Source organism: Phreatobacter sp. (assembly GCF_022843985.1).
GTDB lineage: Bacteria > Pseudomonadota > Alphaproteobacteria > Rhizobiales > Phreatobacteraceae > Phreatobacter.
The window spans coordinates 25,060-41,547 of record NZ_JALHMP010000006.1 but is presented as its reverse complement, the minus strand read 5'-3'; the positions used below and the strand labels follow the sequence as shown (position 1 = coordinate 41,547).

Annotated in this window: 14 protein-coding genes; 8 read left to right on the top strand and 6 right to left on the bottom strand. The window is 68.4% G+C overall.

What is annotated here, in order from left to right; translation table 11 throughout:
* Positions 1–3 precede the first annotated feature (3 nt).
* From moaC to Q0C57_RS05680, 4 genes are read right to left on the bottom strand one after another with little or no spacing between them, the layout of a single operon-like run.
* A complete protein-coding gene (gene moaC, locus Q0C57_RS05695) occupies positions 4–489 on the bottom strand; it encodes a cyclic pyranopterin monophosphate synthase MoaC (RefSeq protein ID WP_296573312.1) in 486 nt (161 codons plus the stop codon).
* 41 nt (positions 490–530) lie between these two features.
* Complete coding sequence (locus tag Q0C57_RS05690; protein ID WP_296573309.1) at positions 531–1,220, bottom strand: DsbA family oxidoreductase; 690 nt, start codon at positions 1,218–1,220, stop codon at positions 531–533.
* Positions 1,221–1,248: 28 nt separating this feature from the next.
* Positions 1,249–2,904 carry an AMP-binding protein gene (locus tag Q0C57_RS05685; RefSeq protein WP_296573307.1) on the bottom strand — a complete coding sequence of 552 codons (1,656 nt, stop codon included), beginning with the start codon at positions 2,902–2,904 and terminating at the stop codon, positions 1,249–1,251.
* Positions 2,901–4,742, bottom strand: a complete 1,842-nt coding sequence (locus Q0C57_RS05680) for an extracellular solute-binding protein (protein WP_296573303.1) — start codon at positions 4,740–4,742, stop codon at positions 2,901–2,903. The genes Q0C57_RS05685 and Q0C57_RS05680 overlap by 4 nt, the downstream gene beginning before the upstream one ends.
* Positions 4,743–4,955: 213 nt before the next feature.
* On the opposite strand from Q0C57_RS05680, the gene Q0C57_RS05675 reads away from it, so the two are divergent.
* The 4 genes from Q0C57_RS05675 (at position 4,956) to Q0C57_RS05660 (ending at position 8,457) form a co-directional block, all read left to right on the top strand.
* Positions 4,956–5,765, top strand: coding sequence for an invasion associated locus B family protein (locus Q0C57_RS05675; protein WP_296573299.1), 810 nt, complete (start codon positions 4,956–4,958; stop codon positions 5,763–5,765).
* A gap of 131 nt (positions 5,766–5,896) precedes the next feature.
* Positions 5,897–6,937, top strand: coding sequence for a CoA ester lyase (locus Q0C57_RS05670; RefSeq protein ID WP_296573296.1), 1,041 nt, complete (start codon positions 5,897–5,899; stop codon positions 6,935–6,937).
* A gap of 109 nt (positions 6,938–7,046) precedes the next feature.
* Entirely contained in the window at positions 7,047–7,382 is a 336-nt protein-coding gene (gene hspQ, locus Q0C57_RS05665) for a heat shock protein HspQ (protein ID WP_296573293.1), read from the top strand.
* Between the two features lie 79 nt (positions 7,383–7,461).
* Positions 7,462–8,457, top strand: coding sequence for an AEC family transporter (locus tag Q0C57_RS05660; RefSeq protein ID WP_296573288.1), 996 nt, complete (start codon positions 7,462–7,464; stop codon positions 8,455–8,457).
* Between the two features lie 4 nt (positions 8,458–8,461).
* On the opposite strand, the gene Q0C57_RS05655 is transcribed toward Q0C57_RS05660, so the two are convergent.
* Positions 8,462–9,685, bottom strand: a complete 1,224-nt coding sequence (locus tag Q0C57_RS05655; protein ID WP_296573285.1) for a UbiH/UbiF family hydroxylase — start codon at positions 9,683–9,685, stop codon at positions 8,462–8,464.
* A 107-nt stretch (positions 9,686–9,792) separates the two neighbouring features.
* On the opposite strand from Q0C57_RS05655, the gene Q0C57_RS05650 reads away from it, so the two are divergent.
* On the top strand, positions 9,793–10,497 hold the full coding sequence (locus Q0C57_RS05650) for a CDP-alcohol phosphatidyltransferase family protein (RefSeq protein ID WP_296573282.1): 705 nt from the start codon (positions 9,793–9,795) through the stop codon (positions 10,495–10,497).
* On the opposite strand, the gene Q0C57_RS05645 is transcribed toward Q0C57_RS05650, so the two are convergent.
* Entirely contained in the window at positions 10,490–12,193 is a 1,704-nt protein-coding gene (locus tag Q0C57_RS05645) for a SulP family inorganic anion transporter (RefSeq protein WP_296573279.1), read from the bottom strand. The two genes, Q0C57_RS05650 and Q0C57_RS05645, sit on opposite strands and share 8 nt — an antisense overlap.
* A 156-nt stretch (positions 12,194–12,349) precedes the next feature.
* Between Q0C57_RS05645 and uraH the strand changes: the two genes are divergently transcribed.
* From uraH to xdhB, 3 genes are read left to right on the top strand one after another with little or no spacing between them, the layout of a single operon-like run.
* A complete protein-coding gene (gene uraH / locus Q0C57_RS05640) occupies positions 12,350–12,706 on the top strand; it encodes a hydroxyisourate hydrolase (protein ID WP_296573275.1) in 357 nt (118 codons plus the stop codon).
* Positions 12,703–14,184 carry a xanthine dehydrogenase small subunit gene (gene xdhA, locus Q0C57_RS05635; protein ID WP_296573272.1) on the top strand — a complete coding sequence of 494 codons (1,482 nt, stop codon included), beginning with the start codon at positions 12,703–12,705 and terminating at the stop codon, positions 14,182–14,184. Before uraH ends, xdhA begins: the two co-directional genes overlap by 4 nt.
* Positions 14,174–16,486, top strand: a complete 2,313-nt coding sequence (gene xdhB / locus Q0C57_RS05630) for a xanthine dehydrogenase molybdopterin binding subunit (RefSeq protein WP_296573269.1) — start codon at positions 14,174–14,176, stop codon at positions 16,484–16,486. Before xdhA ends, xdhB begins: the two co-directional genes overlap by 11 nt.
* Positions 16,487–16,488 lie beyond the last annotated feature (2 nt).

Here is a 16,488-nt window from a genome sequence, read left to right as displayed (position 1 = left end):
GGCTTACTCCGCCCTGTAGGTGCCGGAGGCGCCGCCGGTCTTCTCGACGAGATGCACGGCTTCGATCCGCATGCCCCGGTCGACGGCCTTGACCATGTCGTAGACCGTCAGGCAGGCGACCGAGACCGCCGTGAGGGCCTCCATCTCAACACCCGTCTGGCCAGACACCTTGACCGTGGCGCTTACCCTGACGCCCGGCAGCGCGTCGTCGGGCGTGACGTCCACGGCGACCTTGGTCAGCAGCAGCGGATGGCAGAGGGGAATGAGTTCGTGGGTGCGCTTGGCCGCCATGATGCCCGCGAGGCGCGCCGTGCCGAGGACGTCGCCCTTCTTGGCGTCGCCCGCGCGCACCAGGGCGAGGGTCTCCGCCTTCATCACCACCGTTCCCACGGCGACCGCCGTGCGCTCCGTGGCCGGTTTGGCGGAGACGTCGACCATGTTGGCCGTGCCGCTCGCATCGAGATGGGTAAGGGTCTTCGACTGTGCCATGGACCGGACCTAGCGCCTCCACTCACGCTCCGCAACGGCTGTCACGAAGCCACATGGCCCGCCTTTGCCGTCACTTCCGCCGCTGCCTTGCGGATGGCACCGGCGATCGTCTCCGGCGCCTCGGCGCCGGCGATGCCATAGCGACCGGCGACGATGAAGAAGGGAACACCGCTCACGCCGATCTTCTGCGCCGAGACATATTCGCGGCGGGTCCGGTCGATATCGGCGTCCGTCGCAAACAGCTCCGCCAGGAGTTCAGGATCGAGGCCACAGGATGCCCCGATGGCGACGAGTTCGGCGTTGTCGGCCAGGTTGCGCCCCTCAATGAAGAAGGCGGAGAACAGCGCTTCGACGACGCGGTTCTGCGTTTCTGGCGATCGGGCCCACAGGATCAGGCGGTGGGCGTTCAGCGTGTTGGGGGCGATGGCGATGCGGTCAAAATCGAAGGCGATTCCCTCTTCGGCGCCGATCCCGGTCAGCCTTTCGTGGATCTGCCGGATCCGTTCGGGATCGCCGAACTTGTCGAGCATGTACTGGCGCCGCGGCTTGCCCTCGGGCGGCAGGTCCGGCGCGAGCTGGAAGGGCCGCCAGTGGATCTCCGTTGCGATGTCGGGTGTCAGGGCCAGCGCCTTTTCCAGCCGGCGCTTGCCGACGAAACACCAGGGGCAGACGACGTCGGAGACGACGTCGATCGTCAGCACGGGCGGGGTCGAGGATGGGGTATCGGCCATGGCAGGCTCCCTGACAGAAAGCCCAGATTTAATACCCCGCGGCCGCCCGCGCCACGCTCAGGAGTTGTGCAAGGGCGGAATGGGCATCGCCGAGCGGGTCGAGCAGCGGTTCCGGTTCGCGCGGCCGCGTGTCCTCGAAGGGCATCTGCACGGCCTGCCGGGTCCCGCCGGGAATGGCGAGGGGCGTCACACCCGTCTCGAGAAGGCGGCTTGCCAGTCCTGCGATCGCCCGACCGTCACCGACGACGCCCGATACCCGGTCACCGAGCAGGGGATCGGGCCGGATGACCGGGGCGATCTCGCCGCCGGCCTCGACATAGGCGGCGCGCAGCGCGCTCTCGGCGAAGCGACGGCCGCCGATGGAGACCACACCCGGCTCGCGCGAGCCGATGGCGACGCTCTTGCGGGCCTTGTCGGCGGCGGCCGGCAGTCCGGTGTCGCGGAACCCGTCCGCGTCGACAGACCAGAAGGGCGGCTGGCCGTTCTCGGCCCCGGGCGGGAAGGCGGCGCGTGGCACCATGGCGCCGCGCAGCGACAGGTGACCCTCTGGCCCGACGCGCGATTCGACCAGGATCGGCGACTGCCCGCCGCCCGACGTATGGCTGTCTGGTCCCAGCATCAGGGCGCCCGGCTGGCCCTTGAGCGCGCGTGCGACCGCGGTTTCGCCGATGCCGAGGAAGATGTCGACGGCGAGACCTTCGGCAATGGCCTCCGCGAAGGCCTGGCTCTCGACGGGGCGCCGGGAAAAGAGAGCGAGGTGGCGCAGCGCCGGCCGCTGGGCCAGGCGGGCATTCACCACGGCCGCGGCGGCGGCGGCAGGCAGCACCGCGTGGGTGGTGCCGTCAGGGGCCAGACGGTCGATGACGATGCGCAGCGCCAGGGGCGGATGGGCGACGAGGGTGCCGCCGGCCATGAGCCAGGGGATGATCTGCAGGGCGATTCCGGCGAAACAATCCGGCGCCAGGGTCGCGGCGAAGACCGAATGTTCGTCCGGTACGCCGGCCATGAAGGCGGCTAGGCCCCCGGCGATCAGTTCATTATGGCTGCGGGCGACAGCAATATGGCCTTCCGCCACCGCGTCAGTGGTGACCACCGCGATATGGTCGGCGGGATTGTCCGGACGCGCGATCTCGATCCGATCGGCAGCGACCGGTAGTGTCAGCACGTCGTCGAGCGGGATGACGCCGTCGAGGGGTGGTCCGCCGAGCGACAGGACGAAGCGGACGGAGAAGGTCTCGGCAGCGGCGAAACGCATCATGTCGGCGCAGTCCATCGGGCCGATGCGGCCGGCGGTCAGGATGGCGCGGGCGCCGGTGCGCTGAAGATGGGCCGTGGTCTCGCGCCGACCCCAGCCGAGCGGCACGGGCGCGGCGATGAGGCCGGCGCGCGACAGGGCGAGAAGGGCGATGATCGCGTCGCTCGACAGGGCGAACTGCGTCGCGACGACGGCGTCGGTGGGGAGGCCCATGTCCCGCAACCGCCCGGCGAGGGCGTCAACGAGGCCGTCGAGTTCGGCCCAGGAGAGCTGGCGTGGATCACCGCCGATGAGATGAGGCCGGTTCGGCGCATCGGCCAGGGCGCGGGCGTCGGGGCGGATCTCGGCGGCGCGGCGCAGCAATCCGTCGAGCGATACGCGACCCGCCACGCCCGACGACGAACCCTTCTTGCCGCGCCCCAGAATCACTGCCTGTCAGCCCCACCGGCGTCACGACGCCACCACGTCTCAACGAGATAGCCGAAAACGGATGATTCGGCAGGCATGGCAATGTGATTCCATCGGGCAATCCACTGCGCCGGCTGGTGGAACAGCGGCACCCAGTAGAAGCCTGACGTCACAACCCGGTCGAGAGCCCGTGCGGCCATGACGAGGTCCTCACGCCGGCGGGCCTCGACGATCGCGGCCACCAGCCTGTCGACGGCGGGATCGGCAATGCCGGGCAGATTGCGGCTACCCGGCGAACGGCCGGCGGCAACCCCCCAGTAGAAGGCCTGCTCGTTGCCCGGCGAGAGGGAGGTGTTCCACCAGCGGTAGTCGACCATGTCGAAATCATATTCGCGAAGCCGACGGTCATATTGCACGGCATCGACATTGCGGACCGCCATGCGGATGCCGGCCCGCTGCAGGAAGCGCTGGTAGGTCAGGGCGAGGCGCTCCTGGTCGCGGGTGGCGACGAGAAATTCGAAGGTGAATGGCTGGCCCGTCGCCGCGAGGCGCATGGCGCCGCCCTCAAGGTGCCAGCCGGCCGCTGCGAACAGGGCGATCGCCTGGCGCAGGCGGGTGCGGTCACTGCCAGAGCCGTCGGAAACCGGCACCTGGTAGGTGCCATCGAGAATGTCGTCACGCACGCGGGCGCCGGATTGAGCGAGCAGGCGGCGTTCCGCGGCATCGGCGGGCCGGCCGCGGGCAGAGAGTTCGGATCCTTCGAACAGCGACTGGCTGCGCTCGAAGCCGCCGGCATAGAGGGCGTGGTTGGCCCATTCGAAGTCGAACAGGAGCCCCATGGCCTCGCGCACCCTCACGTCCTGGAAGACCGGGCGCCGTGTGTTCATGGTCAGGCCGCGAATACCCTTCGGCGTGCCGGGGCGCAGCGTCTCGCGCAGGATCCGGCCCTCGCGCATCGCCGGGAAATCGTAGCCCGAGGTCCAGCGGCCGGGATCGGTTTCCACGCGGCTGTCGACGAGCCCTTTCTTGAAGGCCTCGAAAAGTGTGTTGCCGTCGCGATAGAACTCGAAGCGGATCTCGTCGAAATTGAACAGGCCGCGGTTGATCGTCAGGTCGCGTCCCCACCAGTTGGGATTGCGCCTGAGGGACAGGCTCTCGCCCGCGCGGACCTCACCGACCGTATAGGGGCCGGAACCGACGAGTGGCTGCAGCGTCGTATCCTCGAAGGTTGCGGGATCGGTGGCGTGCTGCGGAAGGACCGGCATGAGGCCGAGTATCAGCGGCAGCTCGCGGTCGTTGGCCCCTGCGAGGTCGAAGCGGATCGTCTGCACATCAATCAGGTCGACCTGGCGGACCTTGCGATAATAGCTGCGGTGGTTGGGGCGGCCGCGCTCGCGGAGCAATTCGAAGGAGAAGCGTATATCGGCGGCGGTGACCGGGCGGCCGTCGGAGAAACGGGCCCGCGGATCGACATGGAAGATGATCCAGGAACGGTCGTCGGGCACTTCCAGCCCAGCCGCGATCTGCGGATAGAGGGTGAAAGGCTCGTCATAGGAGCGCGCCAGCAGGGTCTCGTGCAGGTATTGCCGGGCGCCGGGAACCGGCAGGCCACGCACGACGAAGGGGTTGAGCGTATCGAAAGTCCCCTGGACGCCGAGGACGATGCGCCCGCCCTTGGGGGCATCGGGGTTCACATAGCGGCGGTGGGCGGCATCCGGGCGGGCGGCCGGCTCGCCATGCATGGCGATGGCGGCCTGGACCGGCGCACGCGGAAACTCTGCCGCCGCCGCGGAGGGCGGAGCCAGCCCCGTCGCCAGCACGGCGAGGGCGAAGACGGGAAGGAGTAAGCGGGGCAGCATGGGAGTCCGTTCGGTTGGCCGCTTCTGTCCCTAGCATGAAGCCCCGTGATTCCGGCTTTTCAACGGGACGGCGAGCCGCTATTGAGCGCGCCGAGGGACCGCGCCACCATGTCGCCACGTTCGGCAGCGACACAGCGCGACCGACTACGACCCATTAAGGTCCGGCCCGCCAGGCTCCGGCTTGCGCTACGGACACGATCGAAAGGACCTTTCATGTCGATCTCCGCCAAAGCTGCGGCTCGTGTCGGTGCCGGCCTCGCACTCGCGCTGGTGCCCGCCTTCGCCTTCGCCCAGGCGCCGGCCCCGGCCCCCCAGCGTCCGGCGCCGCGTCCCGCCCAGGCGGCCCCCGCGCAGCCCGCTCCGGCCCAGCCGGCTGCACCGGCTGCCGGTGCCCAGGAAAATCTCGGCGCCATCCAGACCCCGTGGGTGAAACTCTGCGACCAGGTGCCCACTGACGAGCGGACGCCGCCGACAACCAAAAGACTCTGCATGGTTGTGCAGGAAACCCGCGCCGAGAACGGCCAGATGCTCGCCTCGGTCCAGATCCGCGACCTCGAGGGTGAGAAGCCGAGGCTGATTATCGCGGTGCCGGTGGGCATGTCGCTGCAGCCGGGCATCCGCGTCGTGCTGGAAGGGCCGGGACAGCCGCAGCCGCAGGCCATGCGCTACGAGGTTTGCCTTCCGAATGCCTGTTTTGCTCAGATGGAACTGCAGCCGGAATTCCTGACCCGCATGAAGCGTTCGACCAACCTCAATATCCAGGTCGTCAACATGAACAACCGGGCCATCTCGCTCGGCATGTCGCTGCAGGGTTTCCAGGCCTCCTATGACGGCGAGCCCGTCGATCCGAGGGCCTATGAGGAGAGCCAGCGCCGCCTTCAGGCCGAGTTGCAGCGCCGTGGCGAGGAGGCCCAGCGCCGCCTGCAGGAGCAGCAGCAGCGCCAGCAGGGTGCCGTTCCCGGCGCCGCGCCGATCCCGGGCGCGCCAGCCGGCATGCAGCCTCTGGCACCGCCCCAGCGCTGAACCATCACCCGGTCGATCGACGAGGGCGCGGACGTGTTCCGCGCCCTTTTTCGTTGCCCCACATCCGCCGTTCCACGGAATTGTGCGGTGCAACCTCGTCCTGTAGCGCTGGTCGCAACGAGGAGTGGGACATGAAGCTGCCGCGCAACGTCTACAAGCCGCTGGCGATCGGTGCGCCAGAGCCCTATCGCGACCTGCCGGTTCGGCTGGAACGGATGATCCATTTCGTGCCGCCGCACATGGAGAAGGTGCGCGCCAAGGTCCCGGATCTGGCGAAGAGCGTCGACATCGTCCTCGGCAATCTCGAGGACGCCATCCCGCTCGACGCCAAGGAGGCGGCCCGGGCCGGCTTCATCGAGATGGTGCGGGCCACGGATTTCGGCACGACGGGCGTCTGGACAAGGGTGAATGCCCTCAATTCCCCGTGGATCCTCGACGACCTCATGCAGATCGTCGCTGCCGTCGGCAACAAGCTCGACGTGATCATGCTGCCGAAGGTGGAAGGCGCCTGGGACGTCCACTATCTCGACCAGTTGCTCGCCCAGCTCGAGGCGCGCCATCAGGTCAGGAAGCCGATCCTCATCCACGCCATTCTGGAAACCGCGGAAGGCGTCAAGAATGTCGACGACATCGCGGCGGCCTCGCCGCGCATGCATGGCATGAGTCTCGGACCTGCCGACCTCGCGGCCTCGCGCGCCATGAAGACGACGCGGGTCGGCGGTGGCCATCCCGACTACAAGGTGGTCGCCGATCCCGGCGGGGAAGGGCCGCGTGCGATCTATCAGCAGGATCTGTGGCACTATACCATCGCCAAGATGGTCGATGCCTGCGCCGCCAACGGACTCAAGGCCTTCTATGGCCCGTTCGGCGACTTTTCCGACCCTGTCGCCTGCGAGACCCAGTTCCGCAACGCCTTCCTGATGGGCTGTGCCGGCGCCTGGAGCCTGCATCCCTCGCAGATCGACATCGCCAAGCGCGTCTTCTCGCCGGATCCCGGCGAGGTCGCCTTCGCGGCGCGTATCCTCGCCGCCATGCCGGACGGCTCCGGCGCGGTCATGATCGACGGCAAGATGCAGGACGACGCGACCTGGAAACAGGCCAAGGTGATCGTTGATCTCGCGCGGATCGTCGCCGCGAAGGACCCCGATTTCGCGGCGCGCTATGCGATCTGAGTTCGGGGGGCATCCGTAGACGGTCTCCAAGCCGCGTTGACAGAACGGCGACATGCCGCTTTTGTCGCGCGCCCAGAAACCACTTTCGTCTCAAGGGACCGAGACCGGCGTGATTGACAAGCCACGGCAAGCAAAATTCAAGATCGGCCAGATCGTGAAGCATCGGATCCATCCGTTCCGCGGCGTGGTGTTCGACGTCGATCCGACCTTCGCCAACACGGACGAATGGTACGAGGCCATTCCGGCAGAGATGCGCCCCTCGAAGGACCAGCCCTTCTATCATCTCTTCGCCGAGAACGACGTCACCGAGTACATCGCTTATGTGTCCGAGCAGAACCTGCTGATCGACACGAGCGGCGATCCGATCCGCCATCCGCAGGTCGACGAGGTGTTCGAACGCGATCCCGATGGCGAATACCGGGTCAAGCGGGCAGGGTTGCATTGATTTCGGGCGGCGGTGCCGTTGACCTCGGCGGTCCCGCCCAGTAGCGGTCGCTAACCTTCGGCCGCGCAGCGATCCATCCATGCTCCAGGTCCTCAACCTCGCCATGCCGTTCTTCGGCCTGATCGCGCTCGGCTTCTTCACCGCGCGCTTCAAGGCCTGGAGAGGCACGCCGATCGCCGAGGCCGGTTTGGCCTGGATGAACTTCTTCCTCATCTATATCGCGCTGCCGGCACTGTTCTTCCGCATCCTGGCCCAGACACCGCTCGAGAAGCTCAACAACGTGCCCTTCGTCCTCGGCACGACCTTTGCGACCTTCGCGGTCTTCGTCCTTGGCTTCGCCTATATGGCCTGGCGCTCGGGTGGCCATACCGGCCATGCCACGGTGGCGGGTGTGGCGGCGGCCTATGGCAATATCGGCTATATGGGCCCGGGCCTCGCCTTCTCGACGATCGGCGCGGAGGCGGCTGCTCCCGTCGCGCTGATCTTCTGTTTCGACAACATCCTGCTGTTCTCGCTCGTGCCGCTGCTGATGGCGCTCGACGGCACGGCGCGCCGGTCGATCCTGTCAGTGATCGGTGAGGTCGTCGTCAAGATCGCCACCCATCCCTTCATTCTGGCGACGGTGGCCGGCGTGATCTCGGCCTTCCTGCAATTCCAGCCGCCGGAAATGCTCGATCGGCTGCTGGCGTTCCTGCAGAACGCGGCGGCGCCGGTGGCGCTGTTCACCCTCGGTGTCACGGTCGCCCTGCGGATGGAAAGCTTTGCGGCGCTGGCGCGGGTCGCCGCCGCCATCTCGCCGATCCTCGCCCTCAAGCTGCTGATCCACCCGGCGCTGGTGATCCTGATCCTGTCGCTGATCGGCACCTTCGAGCCGTCATGGGTCTATGCCGCGGCGCTGATGGCCTGTCTGCCGCCGGCCCTCAACGTCTTCATCATCGCCCGGCAATACGACACTTTCGTCGAGGAGGCGTCGAACGCCGTCCTGCTGGGTACGGTGATCTCTGTCGGGACGCTGACCACCGTACTCTATCTCGTGAAGAACGGTCTTTTGCCGATCAACCTTTTCGCGCCTTGAAATATCAAGCGGCGTCGCGGGCCTCGGGCCGCATGAGACGCGGCGACGCGCCGGACGGTTGCAGCCCCTCACGCATGAAGGCCCGCCGGAGAGGGCCGATCTGGTCGAGGAACCAGAGTCCGGCGCCGCGGGCCAGATGGACCGGCATGAAGGGGGAGAGCAGCGAGCGGTTGAGCAGGTCGATGGCAAAGGTGCGGCTGACGATATCGGCGCGCCGGGCGCGGTCATAGGCGTCCATGGCATGCGGTCCGCCGAGCGGCTCGCCGGCGGCGCGCGCCTCCGCCAGGCAGTCGGCTAGGGCGGCCCCATCGCGCAGGCCGAGGTTCAGGCCCTGCGCGCCAATGGGCGGCACGACATGGGCGGCCTCGCCGACGAGGGGGGCATGGGGCACGGCGAAGCGGCGCGGCGTGACCGACGCGAGTTCGTAGCGGCCGCGGCCGGGTTCCACCGTGACCTTGCCGAGGATCGCCTGCGACCGCTTCTCGATCATGCGGGCGAAGGCAGCATCGTCGAGGGCAAGGAGCGTATCGGCCTCGCGGGGCGTCACCACGCAGACCAGGCTCGACCGGTCGCCCGGTAGCGGGACGAGGGTGAACGGGCCGGTCGGCGTGTGGAACTCGGTCGAGACGTCGCCATGGGGGCGGCTGTGGCGGAACGTCGCCGTCACGGCGGTCTGCGGATAGCGGGTGGTCACGACGTCGATGCCGGCAGCGGCGCGGACCGCCGACCGGCGCCCGTCGGCCCCGGCGACGACGGCGGCCGCCAGGGTCTCGCCGGAGGCGAGGGTGAGGGTGGCGCCAAGGGTGAGGTCGATGCCGGTCACCAGGCCGTCGATCAGTGTGATGCCACGAGAGCGGGCGCCGGCGAGCAGCACCCGGCCGATATCGTCATTGGCGATGTTGTAGCCGAAGGCGTCGAGGCCGATCTCGGTGGAGCGTCCTTCGAAAAGCGGCGCGCGCAGAAGGCTTCCCGTGGCGTCGACCAGCCGCATGACGCGCAGCGGTGCGGCATGGGGCGCAAGCTGTTCCCAAATGCCGAGCCGCTTGAGAGCGAGGACCGATCCGTCGAGAAGGGCCGAGGTTCGCCGGTCACTCGTCGCGCCCGGCAGGGCACCGACGACGGCGACGCGGAACCCCGCCTCATCGAGGGCGAGGGCAGCAAAAAGCCCGGCAGGGCCTGCTCCGACCACAACGACGTCGATTGGAGTATGCTTCGCACTCGCGCTCATGCGTCTTGCCGCCCGATGCTGTACCGATCCAGTCGTCTACCATCTGGTGGTGCCCGGCCCAAGTCCAAGACGCTGCGGCAGGGGCGACCGATCACGAAAGGATGAGGATGGCCGGGAGAAACTGGGCGAAGGGAGCGGGTGCGGCCTTCGCCGTCCATGCGTTCACCGCATCCGGGGCCGTGCTCGGCCTCCTCGCCCTGCAGGCGGCGTCGGACCGGCGGTTCGACGCAGTCTTCCTGTGGCTCGGCCTCGCTCTCGTCGTTGACGGCATCGACGGCACCATTGCCCGGCGGGTCGGCGTTGCGGCGCGCCTGCCGCGCTATTCCGGCGAGATCCTCGATCTCGTGGTCGACTATTTGACCTATGTGGTGGTGCCGGCCCAAGTGCTGGTCGTCGCCGGGCTCGTACCGGCGGGGCTGGTCTGGCCACTTGCGGCGGCGATCCTCGTCTCCGCGGCCTTCTATTTCGCCGATACCGCGATGAAGACCCCCGAGGGCGGCTTCCGCGGCTTTCCCGCGATCTGGAACGTCGCCATTTTCCTCCTCATGGTCTTCGGTCTGCCGCCGCTGGCCAATGCCGGAATCATCGCGGTGCTGGTCGCGGCGACCTTCGCGCCCTTCGGCTTCGTCCATCCGTTCCGCGTGGTCCGCTTCCGGCCGATGACCCTCGTGGTTCTCGCGCTGTGGATGCTGGCGGCAGGCCTGTCCGTCGCCGCGGGTCTCGCGCCGCCGCCCGGGGTGACGGTCGTCCTTGCGGTGACGACGGCCTATCTCGGCCTGATCGGCCTCGCCCTGCGCGCCCCTCTCAGGTGAAGGCCAACCGCGCATCGGCGGCCGCCATCGCCGCCTCCAGCGTCCGGGCGATGGTCACGCGCGGCTCGGCGATGCCGAAATGGGCGAGGGTCGCCTGCGCCGCCGGGCGCGGCCCGGCGATCACCACCCGCGTGCCGGCACGCTCGAGCTTGTGGACGAAGCTCTCCAGCGTGTTGGCGCCGGTGGTGTCGAGGAAGGGCACATCGGTCATGTCGAGGATGAAGATCGCCGGCGGATCGCCGATACGATCGAAGACCGAGGCGACGGTTGCCGCCGCGCCGAAAAAGAACGCACCGTTCAGGTGATAGGTGACGATGCGGCGGTCGGTGCCGCGCACGGTCGCATAGGGGGTGCGGGGCGCGGCGTCGTCGGCCATGTCCTCGTCGAGCAGGCGTACCTTGCTGTCCACGGCCATGGCCTCGGCCATGCGGTGCATGAAGAGCAGGGAACCGAGGACGATGCCGACCCCGATTCCCGCCGTCAGGTCGACGAAGACGGTCAACAGGAAGGCGGCGAGAAGCACGACCGCGTCGCCCGGCGAGGCGCGCACCAGCACGGCGAATTCGCGTTTCTCCGCCATGTTCCAGGCGACGATGGCGAGGACGCCGGCAAGCGCGGCGAGGGGCACGTAGCTCATCAGGCCGCCGGCGAGGCCGAGAAAGACCAGCAGGAAGACCGCATGGAACATGCCGGCCACCGGCCCGCGCGCCCCGGCCCGCACATTGGTGGCGGTGCGGGCGATCGTCCCGGTCACCGGCAGGCCGCCGAACAGGGCGGAGGCGATGTTGGCGATGCCCTGTGCCACCAGTTCGCAATTGGAACGATGGCGGCGCCCGGTCATGCCGTCCGCCACGACCGCTGACAGGAGCGACTCGATGCCTCCGAGCATGGCGAAGGCGATGGCCGGGACCAGCAACTCGCGCACCCGGGCAAGGGAGAGGCCCGGCAGGCCATTGAAACCGATCCCGGTCGGAAGGGCACCGAAGCGCGATCCGATCGTCTCGACGGGCAGTGCGAAGAGTGCCGTCGCGGCGCCGCCGAGCACCACGGCCACCAGCATGCCGGGGATGGCGGGGCGCCAGCTCTTGAGTGCCAGAATGCCGGCGATGGCCGCCACCGCGACGACCACTGCGATGGGATTGACGGTCGGCAGCGCCTGCCAGAGCGTCGGGAGCTTGTGCAGCATCTCCGCCGGTTCTGGCCCGGCGAGTGTCAGTCCGAGGAGGTCGCGGATCTGGCTCACGAAGATGATGACGGCGATGCCCGAGGTGAAGCCGACCGTCACCGGATAGGGGATGTACTTGATATAGGTCCCCAGCCGCAGGAACCCGACGGCGACCAGCATAATCCCCGCCATGAAGGTGGCGATCACCAGCCCGTCATAGCCGTGAAGGGCGATCGTCGAAGCGACCAACGGGATGAAGGCACCCGCCGGGCCGCCGATCTGGAACCGCGAGCCGCCCAGAGCCGAGATCAGAAAGCCGCCGACGATGGCCGTGATCAGGCCCTTGTCGGGTGTCGCGCCGGAGGCGATGGCGATCGCCATGGAGAGCGGCAGGGCGACGATGGCGACGGTCAGGCCCGCCACCGCATCGGTGCGCAGGTCCTTCCATCCATAACCTTCCCGCAGAACCGTCACCAGCTTCGGGGTGAAAAGGTCGCGGAAGGACGCGGGCGGGGAGACGGTGGGCGTCATGAGACATTTCGGCAGGGGGTGCGCTGACTCTAGGCGGCTCTCCCGCGACGCTGCGTCCGCACTAATACGTGCATCCTGCGACAGGACAGCTATTCTTTTTGCGGCGCAAAGCCGGCATTGTCGGAGGGACAAGGCCGCGACAGAGGAGCCCCCTGCATGCCCGGGCATCTTTCTACCCACGTTCTCGATACGGCGGCAGGCCGGCCTGCCGCCGGCATCGCCTATCGGCTCTATGCGATCGACGGGGAGACGCGGCAATTGATGGCCGAAGGCCGGACCAATGCGGACGGGCGTGCGCCGGTGCCGCTGCTGACCCCGGCGACGATCCGCAGCGGCCCCTACAGCCTGGAATATGACGTTGCCGCCTATCACCGGGCCACCGGTGTCCCCGTCAGCGATCCGCCGTTCCTCGACGTGGTAACCCTGCGCTTCAACGTGACGGCACTCGACCAGCACTACCACGTGCCGCTGCTGCTCTCCCCCTATGGCTACACGACCTATCGCGGCTCATGACGACGACACGCCCGATCCGCTTCCTGCATCGCGGGACCCTGGTGGAGGCCGCCGGCTTCGCACCGATGACCACCGTGCTCGATTGGCTGCGCCTCGACCGCCGGCTGACCGGCACCAAGGAAGGCTGCGGCGAGGGCGATTGCGGCGCCTGCACCGTGGCGCTCGGCCGCGTCAAGGACGGACGCCTGGTCTATGAGCCGGCCAATGCCTGCATCCTGCTGCTCGGCCAGCTCGATGGCGCCGAACTGGTGACGGTCGAGGATCTGGCGGCGGACGGGCAGCTGCACCCGGTCCAGCAGGCGCTGGTCGACCACCACGGTTCGCAATGCGGCTTCTGCACTCCGGGCTTCGTGATGAGCCTGTTCACGCTCTATCATGACGCTGGCGGCGCGAGGGACCGCGCGGCGGTTCTGTCAAGGCTCGCCGGCAATCTCTGCCGCTGTACCGGCTACCGGCCGATCGTCGATGCGGCGCTGGCGGCCTGCGCCGCGCCGCCTGCCGATGGTCATCACGACCGTCGCACGGCATCGGCTGCGATTCTGGCCGGCCTCGCCGACACGGCGGACGTCTGCGTTGGTGATGAAAACGCGTTCTTCGCGGCGCCGGCCTCGCTCGACGCGCTCGCCGCCCTCATGGAGAGCCATCCCGACGCGACCCTCGTCGGCGGGGCGACCGATGTGGGTCTCTGGATCACCAAGCAGCTCCGGACCCTGCCGAAACTCGTCCATACCGGCCGCGTGGCCGCCTTGCGGGCTATCGAACAGACCGCGACGGCGCTGACGATCGGCGCCGCCGTGACCTATGCCGAGGCGGAGACCGCCCTCGGTGCGCTCGATCCCGACATCGCCCTGCTCATCGACCGGCTCGGCTCGGCGCAAGTGCGTGCGGCGGGGACGATCGGCGGCAATGTGGCGAACGGCTCGCCGATCGGCGACATGCCGCCGCTGCTTATCGCGCTCGGGGCCACGGTCACGCTGCGCTGCGGCGGTTCCGTGCGGCTGCTGCCGCTCGAGCATTTCTTCCTCGCTTATGGCCGGCAGGACCGGGCGCCGGGCGAGATCCTGACCCATGTGACCGTGCCGCGACCCGAGGCGGGTGACCACCTGCGTGTCTTCAAGATCGCCAAACGCCACGACCAGGACATTTCGGCTGTCATGATGGCGCTGAAGGTCCGGCTCGACGGACGCCGGATCGCGGCGGCGCGGACCGCCTTCGGCGGCATGGCCGGCATCCCGAAGAGGGCGACGGCCGTGGAACAGGCGCTCGCCGGTGTCTGCGTCGACGATACCGGGGCGATCGCGGCAGCCGTGGCGCGGCTGCGGGACGATTTCGCGCCGCTCGACGATCACCGTGCTTCCGCCGCCTACCGGCTGCGCGTTGCCGGCAATCTCATCACCAAGGGGCTGATGGAAATCGCCGCGGGCGAAAGGTCGTCGACCCGGCTCGTCCCTCTCCGGGAGGCCCATCATGCGGCCTGACGGGGAGGGGGAGGGGCTGCGTCACATCCACCAGCCGATCCGCCATGACGCCGCCGATCGCCACGTGACGGGGTCCGCGCCCTATATCGACGACATCCGCGAGCCCGAGGGCACCCTGCATGTCGTGCCGGGCGGGGCGCCGGTGGCCCATGGCCGTCTGGTTCGACTCGATCTCGCTGCCGTGCGCGCCGTGCCCGGCGTTGTCGCGGTGCTCACCGCCGCCGATATTCCCGCCGTCAACGATGTCAGCCCGGTGGCCGGCGATGATCCACTTTTCGCGGTCGACACGATCGCCTTTCACGGACAGCCGCTCTTCGCCGTGGTGGCGGAGAGCCGCGACACGGCCCGGCGGGCGGTGCGGCTCGCGGTCATCGCGGTGGCGGAGGAGCCCCCGCTCGTTGACGTCGCCGATGCGCTCGCCGCCGATGCCGACCTGATGCCGGCCTATGCCTTCCGCCGCGGCGATCCCGAGGCGGTTCTCGCGGCGAGCCCGGCGCCGGTCGCCGGGACCCTGCGCATCGGCGGGCAGGAGCATTTCTACCTGGAAGGCCAGGCGGCGCTCGTCATCCCCGAGGAGGACGGCACCTATCTCATCCATTCGTCGACCCAGCATCCCAGTGAGGTGCAGCACGTCGTCGCCAGGGTCCTCGGCATTACCGATGCGGCGATCGAGGTGGCGGTCCGGCGCATGGGCGGCGGTTTCGGCGGCAAGGAGAGCCAGGCGAGCGGCTGGGCGGCGATGGCTGCCCTGGCGGCGCGGGTGACCGGCCGGCCGGCGAAGATTCGCCTCGACCGCGACGACGACTTCATCATGACGGGCAAGCGCCACGACTTCCTCGTCAGCTATCGCGCGGCCCATGATCCCGGCGGCCGGGTGGAGGCTGTCGAGGTCCGCTTCGCCGGGCGCTGTGGCTACAGCCACGACCTGTCATCGTCAATCAACGACCGGACGATGTTCCACGCCGACAACGCCTATTTCTATCCGCAGGTGCATATCCATTCGCGCCGGCTGAAGACCCACACGGTTTCCAACACGGCGTTCCGAGGTTTCGGCGGGCCGCAGGGCATGGTCTTCGCCGAGCACTTGATGGACCGGATCGCCTGGGCGACCGGGCGCGACCCGCTCGACGTGCGCTACGCCAATCTCTACGGCACCGACGAGCGCAACATCACGCCCTACGGCATGGTGGTGGAGGACAATGTCGCCGAGGCGCTCATGCGGCAGCTCGAGGCGACGAGCGATTATCGCGCCAGGCGCGCCGCCACTGCCGCCTTCAATGCCGGCTCTCGCGTGCTCAAGAAGGGTATCGCCCTGACGCCGGTTAAATTCGGCATCTCCTTCACCACCACCTTCCTGAACCAGGCCGGCGCCCTCGTGCATGTCTACCAGGACGGCTCCATCCACCTCAATCACGGTGGCACCGAGATGGGGCAGGGGCTCTTCGTGAAGGTGGCGCAGGTGGTGGCCGAGGAGTTCGGCGTCGCCCTCGACCGCGTCCGCATCACCGCCACCCATACCGGCAAGGTGCCGAACACCTCGCCGACAGCCGCCTCCTCGGGCACCGACATGAACGGCATGGCAGCGAAGGCCGCCGCGGCGGAGATCAAGGGCCGCATTGCCGAGTTCATCGCCCGCGACTGGCAGGTGCCGGTGGCGAGCATCGCCTTCCGCGACGACCGCGTCTGGTCCGGGGAGCGGAGCCTTTCCTTCGCCGAGGTGGTGAAGAAGGCCTATCTCGCCCGGACCCATCTGTCGGCCGCCGGCTTTTACGCGACGCCGAAGATCACCTGGGACCGTCCGAAGGCGACCGGGCGGCCGTTCTTCTATTTTGCCTATGGCGCCTCCTGCTCCGAGGTGACCATCGACACCCTGACCGGGGAATTCACCGTCGACCGCGTCGACATCCTCCACGATGCCGGCCGCTCGCTGAACCCGGCCATCGACATCGGCCAGATCGAGGGCGGCTTTGTCCAGGGCATGGGCTGGCTCACCATGGAAGAGCTGGTCTTCGACGCCAAGGGGCGGCTGCGGACACATGCGCCCTCGACCTACAAGATCCCAACAGCCCGCGACGTGCCGGAGGATTTTCGCGTCGCCTTCTTCGACAACCCCAACCGGGAGGACACGATCTACCGCTCCAAGGCCATCGGCGAGCCGCCGCTGATGCTGGCCAATTCGGTGTTCTGCGCCATCGCCGATGCCGTTCATGCGCTGGCGCCCGGCCGTGCCGTGGCCCTCGACGCGCCTGCCACGCCCGAGGCGATCCTCTTCGCCTGCAGCAAGCAGACCGGGGAGGGCTGACC

Bases quoted from the DNA above. Each gene is read 5' to 3' on its own strand.
- moaC (WP_296573312.1), bottom strand. From the start codon at position 489: ATGGCACAGTCGAAGACCCTTACCCATCTCGATGCGAGCGGCACGGCC.
- Q0C57_RS05690 (WP_296573309.1), bottom strand. From the start codon at position 1,220: ATGGCCGATACCCCATCCTCGACCCCGCCCGTGCTGACGATCGACGTC.
- Q0C57_RS05680 (WP_296573303.1), bottom strand. From the start codon at position 4,742: ATGCTGCCCCGCTTACTCCTTCCCGTCTTCGCCCTCGCCGTGCTGGCG.
- Q0C57_RS05675 (WP_296573299.1), top strand. From the start codon at position 4,956: ATGTCGATCTCCGCCAAAGCTGCGGCTCGTGTCGGTGCCGGCCTCGCA.
- Q0C57_RS05670 (WP_296573296.1), top strand. From the start codon at position 5,897: ATGAAGCTGCCGCGCAACGTCTACAAGCCGCTGGCGATCGGTGCGCCA.
- Q0C57_RS05660 (WP_296573288.1), top strand. From the start codon at position 7,462: ATGCTCCAGGTCCTCAACCTCGCCATGCCGTTCTTCGGCCTGATCGCG.
- Q0C57_RS05655 (WP_296573285.1), bottom strand. From the start codon at position 9,685: ATGAGCGCGAGTGCGAAGCATACTCCAATCGACGTCGTTGTGGTCGGA.
- Q0C57_RS05650 (WP_296573282.1), top strand. From the start codon at position 9,793: ATGGCCGGGAGAAACTGGGCGAAGGGAGCGGGTGCGGCCTTCGCCGTC.
- Q0C57_RS05645 (WP_296573279.1), bottom strand. From the start codon at position 12,193: ATGACGCCCACCGTCTCCCCGCCCGCGTCCTTCCGCGACCTTTTCACC.
- uraH (WP_296573275.1), top strand. From the start codon at position 12,350: ATGCCCGGGCATCTTTCTACCCACGTTCTCGATACGGCGGCAGGCCGG.
- xdhA (WP_296573272.1), top strand. From the start codon at position 12,703: ATGACGACGACACGCCCGATCCGCTTCCTGCATCGCGGGACCCTGGTG.
- xdhB (WP_296573269.1), top strand. From the start codon at position 14,174: ATGCGGCCTGACGGGGAGGGGGAGGGGCTGCGTCACATCCACCAGCCG.